Origin of the sequence: Pseudomonas sp. GM21, from assembly GCF_000282215.1 — a bacterium.
In the GTDB taxonomy this organism is placed as follows: Bacteria; Pseudomonadota; Gammaproteobacteria; order Pseudomonadales; family Pseudomonadaceae; genus Aquipseudomonas.
This window is the reverse complement of sequence record NZ_AKJS01000190.1, coordinates 107443-124031: the sequence shown is the minus strand read 5'-3', so window position 1 is coordinate 124031 and position 16589 is coordinate 107443. Positions and strand designations below refer to the sequence as shown.

General features: G+C 53.7%; 20 protein-coding genes and 1 tRNA gene. 10 read left to right on the top strand and 11 right to left on the bottom strand.

Annotation, left to right across the window (positions count from 1 at the left end; all coding sequences use genetic code 11):
- Positions 1 to 117: 117 nt before the first annotated feature.
- The 4 genes from PMI22_RS32575 (at position 118) to PMI22_RS31500 (ending at position 1952) form a co-directional block, all read left to right on the top strand.
- On the top strand, positions 118 to 315 hold the full coding sequence (locus PMI22_RS32575; RefSeq protein WP_085984720.1) for an AlpA family phage regulatory protein: 198 nt from the start codon (positions 118 to 120) through the stop codon (positions 313 to 315).
- 126 nt (positions 316 to 441) lie between these two features.
- Positions 442 to 702: a hypothetical protein gene (locus tag PMI22_RS01950; protein WP_007949081.1), complete on the top strand. Its 261-nt coding sequence runs from the start codon at positions 442 to 444 to the stop codon at positions 700 to 702.
- Positions 703 to 749: 47 nt separating this feature from the next.
- Positions 750 to 1454 carry a hypothetical protein gene (locus tag PMI22_RS01955; RefSeq protein WP_007949080.1) on the top strand — a complete coding sequence of 235 codons (705 nt, stop codon included), beginning with the start codon at positions 750 to 752 and terminating at the stop codon, positions 1452 to 1454.
- A gap of 354 nt (positions 1455 to 1808) precedes the next feature.
- Positions 1809 to 1952 (top strand): hypothetical protein, encoded by a 144-nt coding sequence (locus PMI22_RS31500; RefSeq protein WP_007949078.1) that lies wholly within the window; start codon positions 1809 to 1811, stop codon positions 1950 to 1952.
- A 455-nt stretch (positions 1953 to 2407) separates the two neighbouring features.
- Here the strand turns inward: PMI22_RS31500 and PMI22_RS01960 are convergent, their stop codons facing one another.
- The 4 genes from PMI22_RS01960 to PMI22_RS01975 all read right to left on the bottom strand — a co-directional run bounded on the left by PMI22_RS01960 (position 2408) and on the right by PMI22_RS01975 (position 6964).
- Positions 2408 to 3367: a DUF4435 domain-containing protein gene (locus PMI22_RS01960; protein WP_007949077.1), complete on the bottom strand. Its 960-nt coding sequence runs from the start codon at positions 3365 to 3367 to the stop codon at positions 2408 to 2410.
- Positions 3364 to 4728 (bottom strand): AAA family ATPase, encoded by a 1365-nt coding sequence (locus PMI22_RS01965; RefSeq protein ID WP_007949076.1) that lies wholly within the window; start codon positions 4726 to 4728, stop codon positions 3364 to 3366. Before PMI22_RS01965 ends, PMI22_RS01960 begins: the two co-directional genes overlap by 4 nt.
- A 265-nt stretch (positions 4729 to 4993) precedes the next feature.
- Positions 4994 to 6142 (bottom strand): hypothetical protein, encoded by a 1149-nt coding sequence (locus tag PMI22_RS01970; RefSeq protein WP_238543985.1) that lies wholly within the window; start codon positions 6140 to 6142, stop codon positions 4994 to 4996.
- Positions 6143 to 6223: 81 nt separating this feature from the next.
- Positions 6224 to 6964 carry a DUF2971 domain-containing protein gene (locus PMI22_RS01975; protein WP_007949073.1) on the bottom strand — a complete coding sequence of 247 codons (741 nt, stop codon included), beginning with the start codon at positions 6962 to 6964 and terminating at the stop codon, positions 6224 to 6226.
- Between the two features lie 376 nt (positions 6965 to 7340).
- Here PMI22_RS01975 and PMI22_RS31495 point away from each other — a divergent pair, with 376 nt between their 5' ends.
- The 5 genes from PMI22_RS31495 to PMI22_RS01990 are packed head-to-tail and all read left to right on the top strand — an operon-like array spanning position 7341 to position 8847.
- Positions 7341 to 7511: a hypothetical protein gene (locus tag PMI22_RS31495; RefSeq protein WP_007949072.1), complete on the top strand. Its 171-nt coding sequence runs from the start codon at positions 7341 to 7343 to the stop codon at positions 7509 to 7511.
- 49 nt (positions 7512 to 7560) lie between these two features.
- Positions 7561 to 7854 carry a hypothetical protein gene (locus PMI22_RS01980; protein ID WP_157214468.1) on the top strand — a complete coding sequence of 98 codons (294 nt, stop codon included), beginning with the start codon at positions 7561 to 7563 and terminating at the stop codon, positions 7852 to 7854.
- Complete coding sequence (locus PMI22_RS31490; RefSeq protein WP_007949069.1) at positions 7851 to 8012, top strand: hypothetical protein; 162 nt, start codon at positions 7851 to 7853, stop codon at positions 8010 to 8012. The genes PMI22_RS01980 and PMI22_RS31490 overlap by 4 nt, the downstream gene beginning before the upstream one ends.
- Before the next feature lie 2 nt (positions 8013 to 8014).
- On the top strand, positions 8015 to 8626 hold the full coding sequence (locus PMI22_RS01985) for a hypothetical protein (protein ID WP_007949068.1): 612 nt from the start codon (positions 8015 to 8017) through the stop codon (positions 8624 to 8626).
- Complete coding sequence (locus PMI22_RS01990) at positions 8623 to 8847, top strand: hypothetical protein (RefSeq protein WP_007949066.1); 225 nt, start codon at positions 8623 to 8625, stop codon at positions 8845 to 8847. The genes PMI22_RS01985 and PMI22_RS01990 overlap by 4 nt, the downstream gene beginning before the upstream one ends.
- A 228-nt stretch (positions 8848 to 9075) precedes the next feature.
- Here PMI22_RS01990 and PMI22_RS01995 read toward each other — a convergent pair.
- The 7 genes from PMI22_RS01995 to PMI22_RS02025 form a co-directional block, all read right to left on the bottom strand.
- Positions 9076 to 9151, bottom strand: a tRNA-Thr gene (locus tag PMI22_RS01995).
- Between the two features lie 77 nt (positions 9152 to 9228).
- Complete coding sequence (locus PMI22_RS02000; protein ID WP_007949065.1) at positions 9229 to 10053, bottom strand: FkbM family methyltransferase; 825 nt, start codon at positions 10051 to 10053, stop codon at positions 9229 to 9231.
- A 343-nt stretch (positions 10054 to 10396) separates the two neighbouring features.
- On the bottom strand, positions 10397 to 11629 hold the full coding sequence (locus tag PMI22_RS02005; protein ID WP_007949063.1) for a methyltransferase: 1233 nt from the start codon (positions 11627 to 11629) through the stop codon (positions 10397 to 10399).
- Positions 11610 to 12299, bottom strand: coding sequence for an ABC transporter permease (locus PMI22_RS02010; protein WP_007949062.1), 690 nt, complete (start codon positions 12297 to 12299; stop codon positions 11610 to 11612). The genes PMI22_RS02005 and PMI22_RS02010 overlap by 20 nt, the downstream gene beginning before the upstream one ends.
- The gene (locus PMI22_RS02015) at positions 12296 to 12991 is read right to left on the bottom strand and encodes an ABC transporter permease (protein WP_007949061.1); all 696 of its coding nucleotides are present in this window, start codon (positions 12989 to 12991) and stop codon (positions 12296 to 12298) included. The genes PMI22_RS02010 and PMI22_RS02015 overlap by 4 nt, the downstream gene beginning before the upstream one ends.
- Positions 12992 to 13069: 78 nt before the next feature.
- Complete coding sequence (locus PMI22_RS02020; RefSeq protein ID WP_007949060.1) at positions 13070 to 13816, bottom strand: ABC transporter substrate-binding protein; 747 nt, start codon at positions 13814 to 13816, stop codon at positions 13070 to 13072.
- A gap of 13 nt (positions 13817 to 13829) precedes the next feature.
- Entirely contained in the window at positions 13830 to 14603 is a 774-nt protein-coding gene (locus PMI22_RS02025; RefSeq protein WP_007949059.1) for an ABC transporter ATP-binding protein, read from the bottom strand.
- Positions 14604 to 15154: 551 nt separating this feature from the next.
- Here PMI22_RS02025 and gabP point away from each other — a divergent pair.
- A complete protein-coding gene (gene gabP, locus PMI22_RS02030) occupies positions 15155 to 16546 on the top strand; it encodes a GABA permease (RefSeq protein WP_007949058.1) in 1392 nt (463 codons plus the stop codon).
- The last annotated feature ends 43 nt before the right edge of the window (positions 16547 to 16589 follow it).

The window sequence follows — 16589 nt, the reverse complement described above, 5'->3', positions numbered from 1 at the left end:
ATTCGTTTCGGGCAAAGCACAATCGCAGGAGCGCCAAAGCGCTCTTCGAGCAGATCAAGGCCGAGGGTTACGACGGCGGCTACAGCCAGCTCACCGCCTTCATCCGCTCGTGGCGCGGTGATCCGCCCGAAAGCCCTGGCCACATTGCTGGCTATTTCTGACGTCACGTTATGGCGGCTTTCCAAGCGCCCCGACTTTCCGCAAAAAATCCAAATCAGCCCGCGAACTGTTGCTTACCGTCGATCCGACGTTGACGCTTGGCTTGATAGCAAGGCCAGTACCCCCGTAGCAGCGAAAGCCGCCGCCTGCCAATAAAAACGCCACCGGGTGGAGGGCACCGGGTGGCGTCAGGTGAAGCGTGCTTGGAGAAGCAAGTTCAGTTTCCTCCTTGCCGCGTTCGTCGACAACCCCTGTGACTTTCCTCCGCGGTAAGGAGGATTTATGTCAGATGACCAAAACCACCGCAGCACATCTGCCCACGAGCGGGCAAAACTTCTGGTGAAGAAATACGGCGCCGTGAGCATCACGGAATGTCATGAAGTCTGGTGGCAAGAGCCCTACAAAATTTTCGACATTTACGAGACAGACAGACCCACCCGGCAGGTGTTCCTTGTGAAGAAGAACACGGATAAGGAGGCGGCCCACGCCCGGATACGTCAGCGCTTTGGCCTCGATGAAGAGGTCGAAATTTATGTTTGGTGACGTGAGTCATCCAAGCAACGCGGCCGCGATGGATTTGGAGTGTCGCCATGTCTAACCCCGTGATGATGTTCCTCGATAAGCTGGCCGCCACTTTCGGCCCGCTGGACTTCGTACCGGTAGCGGACGGCAAGCCCCACCGCTTCCACGTCCCCGGCGACCGTTCTCGCACACTCAACGGCTGGTATGTGTTGCACATGGACGGCATCCCGTGTGGCTTGTTCGGTAGCTGGAAAGATGGCGGCAACTGGCACAAATGGAGCAGCCGCCAGCCGGCCGACCGCCTTGAAGCGCAGTTGATTAGCCAGCGTATTGAGCAGGCCAAGCACCGGGCGGAAGCCGAGCGGCACCAGCGCCAGCAAGACGCCGCCGAGAATGCCAAGCGGCTCTGGTGTGGCGCTCGCCGCGCCGATCCGGCGCACCCGTACCTAGTCGCCAAGGGCATTCGCACTCATGGCCTGCGCCAACACGGTGACGTGTTGCTGGTGCCGCTGACCTATGACGGGCTGCTGGTAAACATTCAACGCATCAAGCCAGACGGCGTAAAGCGCTTTCTGTTCGGCGGCATGGTCAAGGGCTGCTGTTCTCCGCTTGGCATCATCACCAGTTGTAAGCCGCTGTATCTGTGCGAGGGCATGGCTACCGGTGCGACCATCCATGAAGAAACCGGGGCCGCCGTCGCCTGCGCCATGAATGCCGGCAAACCGGGGCATTCTCGCCACCCTAACCGCCGCCGGCTGGCTGGCATTCCCTAACGGCGACCTGCAAGCCTTCGAGGTCAATCCGCATTTGCCACCGCAGAGCGGGGCGACAGGGGCGACAACGGCGACAACCTAGCAATTACGAGGGTTGGCGGTGGGCGACAACGAGGCGACAGTGGGCGACAAAAAGGCGACAGCCACCACAGAAATCGCCAGCGATGAAGTTTGTCGCCCCTTGTCGCCTCGTTGTCGCCCCACTGAAAGTCAGAAAATACGGGGCTTGTCGCCCTTGTCGCCCCTGTCGCCCACACTTGAGCCGGTAAACAGTGGTTTTGCCGACTACGAGGAGTTCTTCACGAGCGACCCCAACGCGAATTCATAGGCGCCGCCACCAACGAGGAGAGCACCATGAGCGACGACAAAAACCGCATGACCGAGGACGAAGCCGAGCTTGCTTTAGATGCAGCCATGGACGCCCACACCGAGATGTTCGGTCATTGCCCCGGCATAAGCATCTCGTGTGGTTGCAGGCAGTACATTGGGGCTGAATAGCTGCTCTGAGTTTTTCGCTTCACACTCAGCTTCTGCACCCGCTCGCGTTGGAAAAGACCGGGGAAGGCGACGCTGTTCTTTGTTGTCGAAAATACTAAAACGAGAAGGTGCCATGCTGGAATAGAAGCGGGCACCAACACGTACCGATCCCGTTTCCGTAGGTATCGCTGGAACGACAACATATCTCGGTACCATGTCGTCACCTATATTTTGGCCCTCACTATATGGTTTAGCGGCAAGTGGCTACTGCATCAAATCTTCCCAATTTAAATCGATGGGTGGTTGGTTGGCCTGCTGAGCGATTCAGCCAATACGTTGCGTCGCCCGGTTGGATCCCAGAGCCGAAAGCTGCCTGTCATGAAGGGCAGTTTCTGGCCGTTTTCTGCCCCTCGTGACAGGCAGAAATCGGCCAAAAGCAGCCACTCAAAGTATTTACTAAGAGTCTCTCTATCTGCCTATGGACAAGCCGCTACGGCATTGCAGCTGTTTACTTTTGTCAGGAAGTCAATCAAGCAGTCAGGCGGCCTAACATATTGCGAGACGGTAGACAAAATATGGTCTGCCATGCTGGGATTTTCAAGTTTTATATGCGTATCGAATTTCAATATTGTGGACTGTGATAAATACTTATCATGTTTTAAGCTTTCTAAAAACTTTCTTAGGAGCAGAATTTCTTGCTTGCCTCTGAAGCGATTTGCTGGTTGAGAATAGGCTGCTTTCCATTCTATGCTGGATGTTATAAATTGCTTAAAGTTTGCTTTCTCAGCACATCTTGCATCTATAAAGTACTTTTGTTTTTTTAGGTTTAGATTTAAACCGCCCTCACAAATACTTGCTTCTAGCCTAAGAACTTTATCCAGGCTAATTTTCTTGTCATTTTTGCATGTCCTCACATACATAAACACTGAGTTCAGTAGGTGAATTTTTCTGTTTGAATGGAATTTTTTTTGCGTATTAATATATGTGGATAGCAAATATTCGAGAATATCCTTTCGGTTTTCTATTTCAGCTTTTGACAGACCGCATTCAGCCTCAAGAAGCCGACGAACGGTATCTGACTCGCAATAAAGATTTTCTATCGAATATCCTGGGGTCGTATAAGTATCGGGGTAATCAAGTGGAGCGTCAAAATCACGATCAACAAAAAAATATACGTTATCATTATGGTACTTTGGGTGACGCCGTATCTGATTCCTGAGCTCCAACGAGTTGGACTTCCCGCCAACGCTTAATGGGTCCCATGCAGTTCTAATTAGGGCGGAGAATATTGGAGTGTAGTATTTTGGGTCGTCCTTGCCTTCTAGCACCATTACGGATTTTGATTTTCCGGATACAGATCTAGATTTTAAGTACTCGACAAAATAAACCTCAGTCTCTTCAACGAAGGCAAGAAATTCAGCTACTCGGTCGCTCATGCACTAGTTCCATTAATGAAGGACGACTTAAGATCACTTGCGTAATTTGTAAGTCCGTGCATGATGAATGGGCTGTGAGTCATGGCCAGCAACATCTTGCAGCTTCCGGAATTAAGTACGTCGGTAAGCAACATTTTTTGCCATTCAACAGATAGAGATAGTTCAGGCTCGTCAAACAAAACGAAAAGATTTTTTTCTTTCTCCAATATTAGCTTTGAAAATAAGGATACGATTTGTTTTTCGCCTGAGGAAAGGTGCTCAAATTCAATTTCCTCATTGGTATCTAACGACTTTATTTGTACTTCAAGAGTCGCCTCATCGTATTCCATTTCCTTGTTTTTGAAGTACTTCGAACAAACCTTTGCAAACTTACTTAAGGCTTGATCTTTTTCCCTCTGCTCGTTAAATGTGCTGTACATCTTGGAGAGAAAATAAACAAGAGTATCGTTACGCTCATCGTTAAACTCTTCATGAGATTTAACTTTTTTTGTAATAAGCTCTTTATCCGCCGCAGTCAAAGACTTACCAAATCGATTCAAGACAAGACTGAGGGAGTCAATGTTTTTTGTAATAATCTCTCTGTCTTTTATTGTTAAACTTAAACCATTGGCGAGGCGGCTGAGGATCTCGCCATTTGTTCTTGATGTTGAGTCATTACAAGAGGTAAGGATCTCTTTTTTTATAGATTCAATTGTAGCCTCAACATCACTCAACCCAAACTTAATGTGCTCATTTGTGCTGATTTTTTCATCTTCACTTAGCGTTGCAATTAAATCTTCGATCCTCCTATATGTCGGAAGATAAAGAGTTTTAAAAGGAGATCTTTCTTTAATTATCTTAAAAAACTCAAGATGACTAGTTTTTGAAGAAACGAAATTTTTTTCCTCATGCAACTCTTGTAACGCCATAGTACTAAAGGGGAGACTAGACCCTGTATTACGGACACCTCGATGCAATTCAGGGAATATGGCCCTAACTTCTGCCATCAAGGATTTGTAGCTTTTACTCTTTATTACTGAGTTCAATACCTTGTCGAAAGTTTGCTCATCCACACGGGATTTTATATGTTTGTAGGCGCGCGACTCCCATTCCAAATCCAGATCTTCTTGTTTGAGTATTATTGAGCGCTTAAACTTCTTGAATTTTACTTCTATTGATTGAAACCGAATTTCCTTCAGCTTTTCAATATGCCCATTGAATACTGCATTTATAAGTTTTATTATGGTAGTCTTACCTTGACCATTTTCGGAAAGCAAAATATTAAACGGACAGGAAAAGTCCAACTTAATATCTTTATAACCATGCATTCCATAAATAGCAAAATAATCAATAGCTGATTCTTCGAGGGTTAGATCTTCCACTGTTCAATCCTGCTCGATATGTAAAGATCAGCAACGATATCACATTGATACCACTTATGAAATTGAGTATTTTACTGAGGTAGATTGTTAATTTTTTAAGATATCGCTTAAATGGTTGAAAACCCGCCGCCCCTAGACTCCTCCAAATGGTAGGTTCTGGCCGATTTCTGCCTGTCACGAGGGGCAGAAATCGACCCAGAACAGACACTCACTAACGCGTGAGTTTAGCGGGATCTTCCGAATTCTTAGCTGACTTGTTAAGGGATTATTTAACGCGTGAGTAGTACTTACCACTAAGTACGTCCCGCACCTGTCGGTCATTCGCACCGACCAAATTTGCAATGAGATCAGGATCGAATCCCCATTCGTTCCCGTACTTGCGGATAGAAAGAATTTGATCTCGGTTCAAGGTATTACTGCGCTTGAATATGACCTGCTCGTAAAATTGATCATCAGCCCACTTTTCTTTTACCCATGGAGCGAGGCGTGGCCCAGAGGCCTTGTCAAGCAGATATTTCGACGCAGCCTTATCCCGTTCGTCAACGGAGACCTGTGAGCGATTAAGAAAGCCAAGCTTGTGAAGGAACTGAAATCCCGCGAACCCGCCAGGGATCATGTTCAGGCCTTTTGGATAAAGAGTGCGCTCGACCATTTTTTCCTCGACCTGCATAGCTTCCTCGTAGGAGAGATTCACATACTGCAGCTCTGAAAGAAGGACGGCACCTTTCCTCACCAACTCAAAGTTTCCAAGCCCGGACTGCACAAAACTATCGCAGTTGAACACTTTGCGTAGGGAAGTGTGAAATATCAGCTCGCTGCCGGTTAATGCATCACGCTGATGTTCTTTGTATCTAGTTTGCCAGTTACGAGACGTAAGACCTATGTAGCTAGCTGACTCGAACTGTTGCTCTGCAAAGTCCATGGCCGAAATGTTGTGTTCATAAATCATATGGCCATTCTCAACGTTGCCCCAGCCCTTCAACACACACTGCACAGGCACAGAGAAGATACGCCGCGATTGAACATATGCACCCGGAGGCGAACCAAGTCCGCTTTCAGGTGGTTTACCGGAAACCCGCTCGAAATAACACATTAGCGTGGGCGCTTGCGGCGTGCCGTGTGTACTTGCCTCCCAGGAGTAGAAGCACTGGTCCGGATCTTCCTGCTCATCGAAAATTATGAATCGGAACGTAATCAGTAGATCGTGTTTTCGACCAGCTTTCAATCGCCCCCAAGCCTTTTGGCCGTGCCGAGTTCGTTTGTTGATTTTGATTAGGTCGGTTAGGCAACCTTTGGCTCCGCCATGCATACCAGCGTCGATCTCCCCGAGTGATGCTTCAAGTTGATGAAGGCTCGTACTCGGAATGGGCAGCAGCGCCAATGTGTTCTGTTCATCAAGGCATCTGCGACTCATAAGTGCACCCGTTAGCTGACTCTTCAATAACAGGAGTAGCTTGCTACGTCCGGCGCCAAAGGCGCGAAGTTGATTTATTTGTTATATTTTTGCTTGCACGTCGAATGTTAAGCTCTCTGGTAATCGGTATAGTAGAGATCGCTTAATTTCGCCTTGGTACGCTGTTCGTTGACGTATGTCCTGCTCAATAAGTTTGAACGCCTCATATGAAACTCGAGGATCTATCATAATCTGAGTAATAAGTTTATGAGGCTCAATATTATACTTGAGCAGTTTGTTCTCGCCAGCACCTTCAGCCCAATCACAAAACATCAACCGAACTTCATTTTCATGTCTGAAAGCTCGTCGCTTTAGCAAAAGAGAGCTAAAAAGCTTGCCAAGTGTTATTTCACCATGAGGGGTAAAAGTATCTTTCGCTCTTTTAACAAGATCCGCCTCTCTTAAATACTCAACTTTACCAATGCAGTGCTCGCAATTTTTTCTATCTATAGTGGCGGAACAAAGACTATCAAGTAGTTGAACGATGGTAGTCCGAATCCTGATGCCATCTTTGTTTGAAGAGTAAATTCTCCACATAGCATCGGATGATTTCTCTAAAGTCCAGCATTGCCCATACATCCGATTATGGATATCGTACTCAATTTGCCGGCCGGTTTCATCCCTCAACTTTGACTTTAAAGCAAAGTTTTCGAAAGTATCTTCCCAGAGGCTAGGCTTAACTAATGTGTTTTGTTTTGTCGAAAATAACTCTATTAGTCGAGCGTATGAGATGGTTCGGTAAGCGTGCTGCTTTAATTCTGCCTCATCTAAATTAAGGTGCATCTCAAGTCCCTTTGGTTAGTAAAACTGCACTATACGATATCCAGTGCTACGTTTTTTATATCGCATAAGTCCCCTGTCGCCCAGCAACTCCACGGCCAACTTGATTCTTCTCGTTGCAAACGCAACAGCATTCAGAGAGAAATTCGACACGGGTAGCAACCTATTGTGCTGCCAAGCTACTGTTTTGCCGGCTAGCTGTCTAGAGACCGCTTCTGGCCGTTCTCTGCCGATCATAGTTACAAAGCGAGGCTGACTGACCCCAACGTGGACGTGTGACCACCCCCGCAGCCGATATTGAATATAATGGCAAATCGGCCGCATTCTATGGCGTATCTGCCATACTCAAAGCAAATCAGAGCGAATCAGGATTCCCGCCATGCCCGGCAGAATTCAAGGGTCAAAGAACACGAAGCCGTCTAAAGCCGACATCCGCCGCTACATGGACGGTCTGCGTGCAGAGGCGGAGGCAGGCAGCGTTGCCGCCCGTGTGGCGCTCATCGAATTGTCCGTGAAGTTGCTGGCCGCCAAGTATGACAAGCAGCCGTAAGCCCGCGGACGGTGCCTTGCGGCTACGTGCGGCAAAGCTGGGCGCTGACATGTTCGACGTGTTGGAAGCGCTCGCCCGGGCAGGTGATGCCGGTGCTGCAAAGGCGATCTTGAACAAGAGCACGCCGGACCTGAAGCCCGTGGCGACCATGGTGACGTTCACCCTCCCCAAGGGCCAAGACCTCACCGCGGCAAGTTGGGCCGTACTGACCGCGATCAGCACGGGCAAGTTGTCACCGGACATCGGCGCTTCACTGATTGCCAGCCTTGCGCAGATTGCCCGCATTACCGAAGTCACCGATTTTGACCGCCGTCTTGCCGCTTTGGAGGGACAACAGACATGAACATTATCCGCCTTCGGGCACTTGAGAAACGGCGCGGCCCACAGCGGCTAACCGCCATCCAGCAACGTGTTCTCGACAAGGCCAACGCGCTGCACCGGGCCAACCCCGGCATGACCGCCAACGATGCCATCGACGCCGCCTTAGATCAGGAGTTTTGAGCATGAAAGAGCAGAAAAGCTATGACGCCGCGGCCGGGAAGGTGGCAGCCCTTGAAGCCCAGATAGCCGAAGCCCGCGACAAGGCTGGCGATCACGTCCGCCTTCTGGAAAAAGTTAAAGCACTCAAGGCAACAGCGGCCGCGGCCGGTGCGTCTGCAATTGCCACTGGCATGACGCTTGGCGACAGCAGCGATTGGCAGCAAGCGAGAAAAGAACTCTACGCGGCCGAGGAGTCATTGGCGTTGTCCGAAGACAGCGCCGAAGCCTACAAGGCACGCATCGACGATCTGAATGACCAACTCCACGACGCCCGGCTCACGCTGAAGGACGCCGCCAAGGCGCTCACCGAAGCCCAGCACGACGAAGCGTGCAAGGCGGAGGCATTGGCCGCCCAAGCCTTCCTCAAGGCTGGAGATGATTTTTACGCGGCTCACTGCGCATTGGCTGTGACCATCGACGTGCGTATCAAGCTGCGCAACAAGATCACCGGCTTACCTGAGCACATCGGCGGCGGCTACCCCGTTGAGATCTATCTACCGGCTCCCGGGGGCTCAACATTCACTCGTGAACAACTCACACGCCGACCACCCAACGCGCTGAAGGGGGTTGCATGAAATCTGTTGAAGAATGGGTTGCGGCGATTTTGGCCGCGGTCGAAGAACTTGTGCAGCGCCGGTTGCCGAAGGCTGAAGACAAGTTCGATCCGATGGACGCGCCCGGCCAGTGGAAGCCGAAGGATAAGGCGGCATTGACCGGCCGGGCCGCGGCCCTTGCCCGGATCGACGCTGACCACAAACGAATCGAAGGGATCAACTCTCGGTTACCCTCACGCTAACGTCACGCGTGCGTGAGGTTGCAAAAGCCCGCGGCTGGGTTGTGTCCTCTTCCGCGATTCAGCCGTAGGCTTTTCAATCCCCCGGTCTAACTCCTCCGGGGGATTTTTTTGGGGGTTGGAAACCCGCCCACGAGGGGCACCAGGAGAGAAGTGGCCCCTGAAGTGGCCCTCAAATACCCATAAACGAAAAAGGCCCACCGCAAGGTGAGCCTAAGTCGTTGTTCTATATGGTGCCGGCACCAGGAGTCGAACCCGGGACCTACTGATTACAAGTCAGTTGCTCTACCAACTGAGCTATACCGGCGTGTTGGGCGACGATTATAGCGATTGGATTGGTTCTGTAAACCCCTGAATTCAGACTATTTTTGCGCAGGCTTCTGGTCAGGCGCGAAGCAGGGTTTTCTTGAGTTTCTGAATGGCTTGCCAGGTCCGGCTGTTTTGCATTGCGCGCAGCTGTGCTTCGGCCTGTTCAGCGCGTTGCAGGGCGGCGGCCAGCTGTGGCTCGGCATCGCCGACGGGGTGGCTGAAGTTGTGGCCTTTGCAGAACTGAAATTCGTCCAGGTTGCACGGCGGGATGTCGAAGGCGGGTTTGAGGTTCAGGTGTTCTTCGGCGAGGTAGTAGGTATTGATGCCGTCGAACAGGATGGAATGGTAGCCGGCGCCGGTGACGAGGGTTTCCCAGGTCTGGTCGCGCGCCCAAGGAGTCTCTATGAGGATGATCCATGGTCGCCATTGGCTGAAGTCCATACCGCGCAGGACGGTTTCTTCGTGGCCTTCGACGTCGATTTTCAGGAAGTGTATAGGGCGGCCCTGGACGTGTTCTTCGCAGACGGACGTCAGGGTGCGCGATTGCACGGTTTGGCTGCGCACGTCCATGCCGGCGGCTTTGTGCAATTGCGCCATGGCCGGGTCGGCGGTCGAGAGGCCGGTGCCGGCAATGCCGTAGAAGGTCAGGCTATCGGCGCTTTCACCGGCCACGCATTGCAGATTGGTGTCTTTGGGGCGTTGCTGGCACAGGGCTTCATAATAATTGGGCATCGGCTCGACGTTGATGCCGCTCCAGCCGTGGTCGTAGAACGCTTTGGTGACGGAGTCATGGGTGGGATCGTTGGCCCCGACGTCAATATAGAAGCCGTTTTCGACGGTTTTGAGGGCGCGCCAAAGGCGTATGTCTTCGAAATTCTGTGCGTAAGAAATGAACGTCACTGTCGCATCCTGTCGGTCGAATTTTCTTGTTCGTGGCCGCGCTGTCGGCGCCCTTGCGTGTTTGTATAACAAGAGTCGGGAAACGGTGCAATTTTCCCTCTGAGACGTCCGGATTTAGGCGCTTATGTCCTTTGTGTTAAATGCTTATGCACAACGGAGCTGGTGCAATGCCTCGTTCATTACTGTTTTTGTGGGCCCGTTCTCATTTGTTCGCAAATCGCTGTTTTTCCAGTTTTTTTTGCAGGTGTACAAAAATTGAACAGTGTCGTTTCACCCATGAAACAGGCGCGGGCATTGGATCCACGAAAATTCCATCAACAGAGTTATCCACAGGCTGTGGCTTTTATGGACGTTCCGCTAAAAGCAGGAAATTACGGGGCGTGAGCGGGGTTTCGCAGAAGGTGCCGAGGCGAACGGTGTAACCCTGATCTGCAAGGAAAAGTGCCCGGTCGAGTACCAGCCATAGCTCCAACGGGCGTCGGAAAAGTCCGCGTAGTAGCTCCAGATTTCGTACTTGCGCCAATCGTTGCCAACCGGCTGCTTCGAGTGCGAGCCAGTCTTGCAGGCCGACTGTGGATAACTCTTTCAGTGCGGCCAGATGATGGCAGTAATCGGCATAGGATCTTTCCAGCCAGGAACTCGGCAGGGAAGGGCTAGGCAGGTATTCATCAACACCGCGCAGTTGCCGTTGCAGCAGGTCGAAACCCAGGCGCCGGGCCATCGAGGTATCACGCTGACGTCGCACACGGGCACCTGCGGTGACGGTTTCGCTCATGGGAAGCGCGAGGTCGTCGAGGGAAAGTTGTAGGGTAGAGCCTTTGGCGGCCAGGGATATCGGTGAATACTCGGTCAGACCGATGCGGTTGTAGCAGCACGGCGCGATAGCTAGTTGTTTGCAGCCTGCCGCGCTGGCGAGCTGGATCAATCGCACATGCAGATCACCGCAGGCGTGCAGGGCTACAGGGGTGTGATCAGCATTCAATAAACAAGCCGCGCCAGGAGCGAGCACATCTTGCTCAACATGCAGCGCCTGCAGTTGATGACGCTGACTGAGTGCCTGTCCGCTGGCCACCAGCGCCGGGTCGTACTCCAGGCAGGTCAGTTGTTGCCCGGTTTGCAGCAAACGCCGCCCCAAATGGCCCTTGCCCGAGCACCAGTCCAGCCAATGCTTCGCCGGTGCAGCAAACGAAAGGCAACTGGCAAACGCCTCGATCTGTTGCCACTTGCGCCCCGGCACATCGACAATCAGCCGATGCCCGGCGGCTACCAGCGTATGTGCCGGCAGCTCACCTACCGCGCTTAGCTCAAGCGATAACGCCGCCAATGAAGCAAACGGCTCCGGCGCATTCAGTAAACAAGGTTGGTTATGACTGTTTTCTGCATCTTCCAGCGAGCGCCCGCGTAGCCAAAGCGCCAATTGCGGGTAGGACGCTTCCCAGGGAAGTTGCAGATGAGTGAACGGTCGTGGCTTCCACAGCGCCTGATGCTCAATCAGAAAAGCATCCAGCGCGATGAAGCGGGCGAGCAGGTCCTCGCCCGTCAGCACGCTGGAGGCATCAACGTCCTTGGCAGGCATCGACGCGCAGCCAGCGCTCCAGCAGCTTGAAGCCGCGCACCAGCACGTAAGCCATCAGCAGATAGAACATCCCCGCGGCGAAGAAGATCTCCACCGGCAGGTAAGTCCGGGCAATGATGGTGCGGGCCATGCCGGTGAGTTCCAGCAAGGTCACGGTACTGGCCAGGGCGCTGGCCTTGAGCATCAGGATCACTTCGTTGCTGTACGCCGGCAAGCCGATGCGCGCGGCACGCGGCAGCATGATGTAGAAAAGTGCTTTGGCGCGAGACATGCCCAAGGCACGCGCCGCTTCAATTTCACCCGGCGGAATTGCCTGGATCGCGCCGCGCAGGATTTCGGCGATATAGGCCGCCGTGTGCAGGGTCATGGTGGCGGTGGCGCACCAGAACGGATCGCGCAGGTATGGCCACATCGAGCTGGTACGCACTGCATCAAACTGCGCCAGGCCGTAGTAGACCAGGAACAGCTGAACCAGCAACGGCGTGCCACGGAAAAAGAAGATGTAGCCGTAGGGGAAGGCCCGCACGTACCAGAGTCGCGACGAACGCGCGATGCCCAAAGGGATCGCCAACAACAACCCGGCGATTACTGCGATGGCCACCAGCTCCAGGGTCAGTGTTGCGCCTTGGGCCAGCTTCGGTAGCCACTTGATGATGACTTCCCAGTTCATTGGGTGCTCCTCGCGAAGCCGCGAGCGGCACGTCGTTCCATTAAGTGCATGCCGCTCATGGCGAGCACGGTCAGGCCCAGGTACATGAACGCGGCCACCATATAGAAGGTGAACGGTTGCTTGGAGACGGTCACGCCGATTTGCGCGTGGCGCATGATTTCTTCCAGGCCGATGACCGATACCAGCGCGGTGTCTTTCATCAGGATCATGAACAGATTGCCAAGGCCCGGCAGGGCGATGCGCCACATCTGCGGCATGATCAGTTTGGTGAAGATGCGAAATTTCGACAGGCCCAACGCCACGCCGGCTTCACGGTGACCTTTGGGGATTGCCAGGATCGCACCCCGAAACACTTCGGTGGCGTAAGCGCCAAAGCACAGCCCCAGCGCGATCACCCCAGCAGCAAAAGCATTGAGTTCGAGGTCGGGATTGCCGAAAAACTCGCCCAGGGCACGCATCAGGTTGACCGTGCCGAAATAGATCAACAGCACCCAGAGCAATTCCGGAATGCCGCGAACCAGTGTCGAATAAGTAGCGCCAAGCCATTGCAACGGCTTGTACGGGGACGTCTTGGCCAAGGCGCCGAGCAAACCGAGCACCAGCCCGAGACACAAGGCCGAGAGTGCCAGTTTTACAGTCATCAGCGCGCCAGCGGCGAGCGCGGGGCCGAATCCGTAGAGATCGATAGTCATGGGTTTCTTTTCAAATCGCGGCAGGCAATGCCATGGACTGGCGCCGTTAGCGTACGGCGCCGGTCCGGCAGGTCAGAATCAATAGATGCTGAACGGGAAGTACTTGTCGTTGATTTTTTTGTAGGTGCCGTCAGCGACGATTTCTTTCAATGCGATGTTCAGCTTCTCGCGGATTGGATCGTTTTTACGCACGGCAATACCGATCTTGTCGCTTTCTTCCACTGGGTCGCCCTTGAATTCGTACGACTTGCCGGCGTCGCTTTTCAGCCACTCGTAGTTGACGTACTTGTCGGCGAGGATGCCGTCCAGGCGACCGGAAGTCAGGTCCAGATAAGCGTTTTCCTGGGTGTCGTAGAGTTTGACTTCGACGCCGTCCATGTTGTCTTCCATCCAGGTGCCGGCGAGGGTCGCACGTTGTGCGCCGATCACTTTGCCTTGCAGGGAAGCCTTGTCGGTTTTGAAGTCGACGTTTTTCGGTGCTATGAATTGCAGCTTGTTCGAGTAGTACGGGTCGGTGAAGTCCACCGCGCCCTTGCGCTCATCGGTGATCGACATCGAGGAGATCAGGAAGTCGAACTTCTTGGCGTTCAGGGCCGGGATGATGCCGTCCCAATCGGAAGTGACCACGGTGCACTCGACTTTCATCTTCGCGCACAGGGCATCGCCGATTTCTTTGTCGAAGCCGACGACATTGCCACTGGCATCTTTATTGTTGAACGGCGGGTAGGCCGCTTCGATGCCCATCTTCAGGGTTTCGGCCATGGCACCGGCGCTGAACGCCAGGGTGACGGCGGCAGCCAGGAAGACCTTTTTGTAGTTCTGCATGCGGGAAGCTCCGTTAGCGGTTGCTGGACATGAATTGTTTGCAGCGCGCCGAAAGCGGGTTTTCGAACACCTGCTGTGGCGATCCTTGCTCTTCTACCAGGCCCTGGTGGAGGAACACCACCTCGCTGGACACCTGACGGGCAAAGCCCATTTCATGGGTGACCAGCAGCATGGTGCGGCCTTCTTCGGCCAGTGCGCGGATGACATTAAGTACTTCCTGAACCATTTCCGGGTCAAGGGCGGAGGTGGGCTCGTCGAACAGGATCACCTTGGGCTGCATCGCCAGGGTACGGGCGATTGCTGCGCGTTGTTGCTGGCCGCCGGACAGTTGCGCCGGGTACGCGTGACGCTTGTCGGCGATACCGACCTTGGCCAGCAAGGCTTCGGCGACTTCGATGGCTTCGGCTTTGCTTTGACCGAGCACGCGGCGCGGCGCTTCGATGATGTTGTCGAGCACGCTCATGTGCGGCCAGAGATTAAAGTTTTGAAATACAAAACCAATCTCGCTGCGCAGCCGATTGATCTGCTTGCCGTCGGCAGCGACCAGTTCGCCGTTCTTCGCGGCTTTGAGTTTGAGTTCTTCGCCGGCCACCAGGATCTGGCCCTGATGCGGGTTTTCCAGCAGGTTGATGCAACGCAGGAACGTGGATTTGCCGGAACCGGAAGAGCCCAGGATCGAGATCACGTCGCCGTCGCGGGCGGTCAGCGAAATGCCTTTGAGCACTTCAAGCTGTCCGTAGCGTTTGTGCAAATTGCGGATTTCAAGCGCGGGCGCGGCCTCAGCCATGTGCGTTCCTCATAGTGTTTCACTCCTGCTGTTGGCGGCCTTCCTGGCGAGGCGGCCAAGCTAGCATAGCGTTTGAATGGCAGCCAACAGCGCTACGGGCGGTAAACGGAAGTGACGTGGCAGGTTGTCGCATCGCTACAGCAGACTGTCGCGCTGCTATCAACCGAACAGCCGTTTGAACCAGTTGCCCGGCGGGTGTCGCGTAAAAAAAGGCGCGATGTTGCCAGCTTTGGCGGGGTGTTGGAAGCGCTAACCGGCCAAACGTTCCTGATCTGCACATTTATTGTGCGTCGAGCATTTTCCGGGTGTGTTTCCGGTGCGCGCATTCGTTCCCAAAGTGAGTCGCAGGGTAACGCTCTGGCAAAGTGCCATTGATTTCAATGGCTTGCGATGACTGTCCGGTCAGGTCCAGATCGCCGTAATAGAAGGGTTTGAAATATTTTGGCGTAATTATTGCGTACAGAATCCAGAACGCCCTGTTGGTTTCTTTTTACGAGAAAGAAATCAAGACGGGTTGCACGCATTCGCTTTTCCTTACAAAGGTAGTTTCAATGAGCAGCACCCCAAGCTCCAATGGCCTCGAACAGGGGCTCAAACCGCGTCATGTGACCATGCTGTCGATTGCCGGTGTTATCGGCGCCGGCTTGTTCGTTGGCTCCGGTCACGCCATCGCAGCGGCAGGTCCGGCCGTGCTCTTGGCATACGCAGCCGCCGGTATGCTGGTCGTGCTGGTGATGCGCATGCTCGGCGAAATGGCCGTTGCTTCGCCGGACACCGGCTCCTTCTCGACGTACGCCGATCGCGCGATCGGTCACTGGGCCGGTTTCACCATCGGCTGGTTGTACTGGTGGTTCTGGGTTTTGGTTATCCCGCTGGAGGCCAATGCCGCCGCGACTATCCTGCATGCCTGGTTCCCTGGTGTGGACATCTGGGCTTTCGCCCTTGTCATCACGATGCTGCTGACCGTGACCAACCTGTTCAGCGTGAAGAACTACGGTGAATTCGAGTTCTGGTTCGCCCTGCTCAAGGTTGTGGCGATCATTGGTTTCATTATTCTCGGCGTTCTGGCGATCTTCGGCTTCCTGCCGAACAGTCAGGTCAGCGGCGTTTCGCACCTGTTCGACACCCAAGGCTTCCTGCCAAACGGCATGGGCGCGGTATTGGGCGCGATCCTGACCACCATGTTTTCCTTCATGGGCACCGAGATCGTGACCATTGCGGCCGCTGAATCGAAGAACCCTGGCCAGCAAATCTCCAAGGCCACCAACTCGGTGATCTGGCGGATCGGCTTGTTCTACCTGGTTTCGATCTTCATCGTCGTGGCCCTGGTGCCATGGAACGACCCGATTCTGGCCAGCGTCGGTTCGTACCAGACCGTGCTTGATCGCATGGGCATCCCGAACGCCAAGATGATTGTCGACATCGTGGTACTGGTCGCCGTAACCAGCTGCCTGAACTCGGCGCTCTACACGTCGTCACGCATGTTGTTCTCCCTGGGCAAGCGCGGTGATGCGCCAGCCGTTTCCACTCGCACCAACAAAAGTGGCACGCCTTACTGGGCAGTTATGTTGTCCACTGGCGCAGCGTTTCTGGCGACATTCGCCAACTACGTGGCTCCGGCAGCGGTGTTCGAATTCCTGCTGGCCAGCTCCGGCGCCATCGCTCTGCTGGTATACCTGGTCATTGCGATCTCGCAACTGCGCATGCGCAAAAAGCGCATGGCGCGCGGCGAGAAAATCGTCTTCAGCATGTGGCTGTTCCCGGGCCTGACTTACGCGGTGATCGTATTCATCGTCGCGGCCCTGACCATCATGCTGTTCCAGGAAGCGCATCGCGTGGAGATTCTAGCGACGGGCCTGCTGGCCCTGCTGGTGGTAGCGGCAGGCTTGCTGGTAGCTCGCCGTCGTCGTAATGAAAAGATGAGCGCAGTGTTGGCGAGCTGAGGGTTCAGACTCAAGCCAATTGTTGTTGATACGAAAACGGCCG

Coding starts and splice junctions, on each gene's coding strand:
- PMI22_RS01950 (WP_007949081.1), top strand. CDS start 442: ATGTCAGATGACCAAAACCACCGCAGCACATCTGCCCACGAGCGGGCA.
- PMI22_RS01955 (WP_007949080.1), top strand. CDS start 750: ATGTCTAACCCCGTGATGATGTTCCTCGATAAGCTGGCCGCCACTTTC.
- PMI22_RS31500 (WP_007949078.1), top strand. CDS start 1,809: ATGAGCGACGACAAAAACCGCATGACCGAGGACGAAGCCGAGCTTGCT.
- PMI22_RS01960 (WP_007949077.1), bottom strand. CDS start 3,367: ATGAGCGACCGAGTAGCTGAATTTCTTGCCTTCGTTGAAGAGACTGAG.
- PMI22_RS01970 (WP_238543985.1), bottom strand. CDS start 6,142: ATGAGTCGCAGATGCCTTGATGAACAGAACACATTGGCGCTGCTGCCC.
- PMI22_RS01975 (WP_007949073.1), bottom strand. CDS start 6,964: ATGCACCTTAATTTAGATGAGGCAGAATTAAAGCAGCACGCTTACCGA.
- PMI22_RS31495 (WP_007949072.1), top strand. CDS start 7,341: ATGCCCGGCAGAATTCAAGGGTCAAAGAACACGAAGCCGTCTAAAGCC.
- PMI22_RS01980 (WP_157214468.1), top strand. CDS start 7,561: ATGTTCGACGTGTTGGAAGCGCTCGCCCGGGCAGGTGATGCCGGTGCT.
- PMI22_RS31490 (WP_007949069.1), top strand. CDS start 7,851: ATGAACATTATCCGCCTTCGGGCACTTGAGAAACGGCGCGGCCCACAG.
- PMI22_RS01985 (WP_007949068.1), top strand. CDS start 8,015: ATGAAAGAGCAGAAAAGCTATGACGCCGCGGCCGGGAAGGTGGCAGCC.
- PMI22_RS01990 (WP_007949066.1), top strand. CDS start 8,623: ATGAAATCTGTTGAAGAATGGGTTGCGGCGATTTTGGCCGCGGTCGAA.
- PMI22_RS02005 (WP_007949063.1), bottom strand. CDS start 11,629: ATGCCTGCCAAGGACGTTGATGCCTCCAGCGTGCTGACGGGCGAGGAC.
- PMI22_RS02010 (WP_007949062.1), bottom strand. CDS start 12,299: ATGAACTGGGAAGTCATCATCAAGTGGCTACCGAAGCTGGCCCAAGGC.
- PMI22_RS02015 (WP_007949061.1), bottom strand. CDS start 12,991: ATGACTATCGATCTCTACGGATTCGGCCCCGCGCTCGCCGCTGGCGCG.
- PMI22_RS02020 (WP_007949060.1), bottom strand. CDS start 13,816: ATGCAGAACTACAAAAAGGTCTTCCTGGCTGCCGCCGTCACCCTGGCG.
- PMI22_RS02025 (WP_007949059.1), bottom strand. CDS start 14,603: ATGGCTGAGGCCGCGCCCGCGCTTGAAATCCGCAATTTGCACAAACGC.
- gabP (WP_007949058.1), top strand. CDS start 15,155: ATGAGCAGCACCCCAAGCTCCAATGGCCTCGAACAGGGGCTCAAACCG.